The sequence below is a fragment of the Lichenibacterium minor genome (assembly GCF_004137685.1).
Lineage (GTDB): Bacteria > Pseudomonadota > Alphaproteobacteria > Rhizobiales > Beijerinckiaceae > Lichenihabitans > Lichenihabitans minor.
This window is the reverse complement of sequence record NZ_QYBB01000128.1, coordinates 1-2,140: the sequence shown is the minus strand read 5'-3', so window position 1 is coordinate 2,140 and position 2,140 is coordinate 1. Positions and strand designations below refer to the sequence as shown.

Here is a 2,140-nt window from a genome sequence, read left to right as displayed (position 1 = left end):
CCTCCAGCTTGCGGATCTGCTGGCTGACCGTCGACTGGGTCCGGTGCACGCGGGCCCCCGCGCGCGTGAAGCCGCCTACGTCCACCACGGCCACGAAGCTGCGCAGTAGGTCGAGATCGAGCGACGCGGCATTTGCATAATCGATAGACAGCATCGGATCATCTCATTTCCGAATGGGCATATCCGCTGCTACAGCTCCGCTCGCGACCTGTCCACGGATCCCGTTCATGCTGTCCGGAACACCCCGCCCGACCTGGCTCACCTTCGACTGCTACGGCACGCTGATCCAGTGGGATGAGGGCCTGCGAGCCGCCGTGGCGACCGTCCTGGCCGGCAAGGCGCGGGCGGTCGACGCCGAGCGGCTGATCGCGACCTACGACCGGCACGAGCACGCGCTGGAGCAGACGCCGCTCCACCGCACCTTCCGTGCCATCGCCGGGGAGGCGCTCGGGCTCGCCCTGCGCGACCTCGGCGCGGAGGTCGACGCCGCCGACGCCGCGATCCTGACGGACGCGATCGGCCGCATGCCGCCCTTTCCAGAGGTCGTCGACACGCTAGCCGCGCTGAAGCGGGCCGGCTTCCGGCTCTGCATCGTGTCGAACACCGACGACGACGTGATCGCCGGCAACGTGGCCCAGCTTGGCGGCACCATCGATCGCGTGGTCACGGCCGAGCAGGCCGGCGCCTACAAGCCGTCGCGACGCATCTTCGACTTCGCGCATGCCGCGCTCGGCGTCGGAGGCGACGCCGTGGTGCACGTCTGCGCCAGCCCGCACCTCGACTTAGTCGCCACGCGCGAACTCGGCCTGCGGGACGTGTGGATCGATCGCGGCACGGGCCGCAGACCGGTGGACGGCTACCGCCCCCAGGCCGTGCTGCCGAGCCTTGACGGCCTGCCGTCGCTGTTCCGCGACGCGGGATGGATGTGACGGGGCCGACAATCGCCGAAGCCTGGGACGACCTCTATTACCTGGAGCGGGCCGCCGAGGTGCAAGTCAAAGCGCTGAGCACCGGCCGGCCGCTGCGCGCCGTCGATCCCGATGTCGCCCGGCGCGTCGCCGCCCAGATGCGCGAAGGCGATCCCGAAAGCGCCCGCCTACACCTGGAGAGCGTCAAGCGCGTGCTGATGCGCGACGATCCGGCTTTCGCGACCTGAACCCCTCCGACACCCTGGCCGCACTGCGGCATTCCTGAAGATGCACAATCATGTCCGAACGCGTCCCGCGCACGGGTTGGAAGACTCGCCTGATCCATTCGGACGTTCGAGTGTCGACGGCCTTCCGCTCTCTGGCGACGCCGGTGCTCAGGGGATCGACCGTGGTCTTCGATCGCCTCGCCGATGCGCGTGACGATTGGACGGCGGACAACGGCTACACCTACGGCCTTTACGGGACGCCCACGACCCGGGAGCTCGCCGGGCGGATCGCCGAGCTGGAGGGCGCCCACCAGACCTTCGTGGTGCCGGGCGGCCAAGCCGCCATCGCGCTCATCTTCCTGGCCCATTGTCGGGCGGGGTCGCACGTGTTGGTGCCCGACAGCGCTTATCGTCCCGCGGCGCAACTCGCCTCGGGGCTGCTCGCGAAGCTCGGCGTCGACGTCGAGACTTACCCTGCGATGGTCGGAGTGGGTATCAATCGGCTTATCCGCCCCGAGACCGCGCTGCTGTGGTGCGAAAGTCCCGGCTCAATCACCATGGAGGTGCAGGACGTCCCGGCGCTCGTCGAAGCGGCTCACCGGCGCGGGGTCAGCGTCGCACTGGACAACACCTATGCGGCGGGCGTCCTGTTCGACGCCTTCGCACACGGTGTCGACATCAGCATGCAGGCACTGACGAAGTACGTCGGTGGCCATAGCGACATCCTGCTCGGGACCGTGTCGGTGCGCGACGAGGCACACCGCATTGCTATCGGCGAAATGCATCGCCTGCTCGGCTTGGCAGTGTCGCCCGACGACTGCAGCTTGGCCCTCCGCGGATTGCAAACTCTGGGACTGCGCCTTGAACGGTTGGAGCGAACGACGCTGGCAGTGGCGCGCTGGTTGGCCAAACGGCCCGAGGTCGAGAGCGTCCTGCACCCCGCGCTGCCGGGCAGTCCCGGCCACGAACTCTGGTGCCGGGACTTCGACGGCTCATCAAGCGTCT

At 68.6% G+C, this 2,140-nt stretch carries 3 protein-coding genes and 1 pseudogene; 3 read left to right on the top strand and 1 reads right to left on the bottom strand.

The genetic code is table 11. The features are described from left to right. Window positions 1-154: LysR family transcriptional regulator (locus D3273_RS27580; RefSeq protein ID WP_129230224.1), on the bottom strand; the 154-nt coding region annotated here is incomplete at its 3' end. 73 nt (window positions 155-227) lie between these two features. On the opposite strand from D3273_RS27580, the gene D3273_RS27575 reads away from it, so the two are divergent. The 3 genes and pseudogenes from D3273_RS27575 to D3273_RS27565 form a co-directional block, all read left to right on the top strand. Beyond that, window positions 228-929, top strand: coding sequence for a haloacid dehalogenase type II (locus D3273_RS27575; protein ID WP_129230222.1), 702 nt, complete (start codon window positions 228-230; stop codon window positions 927-929). Then, window positions 917-1,156: pseudogene (locus tag D3273_RS27570) on the top strand (aldolase); the annotation flags it as partial. The gene D3273_RS27575 and the pseudogene D3273_RS27570, both read left to right, overlap by 13 nt. A 50-nt stretch (window positions 1,157-1,206) precedes the next feature. After that, window positions 1,207-2,140, top strand: a 934-nt coding sequence (locus tag D3273_RS27565) for an aminotransferase class I/II-fold pyridoxal phosphate-dependent enzyme (RefSeq protein ID WP_129230220.1), incomplete at its 3' end; no start/stop codon positions are given.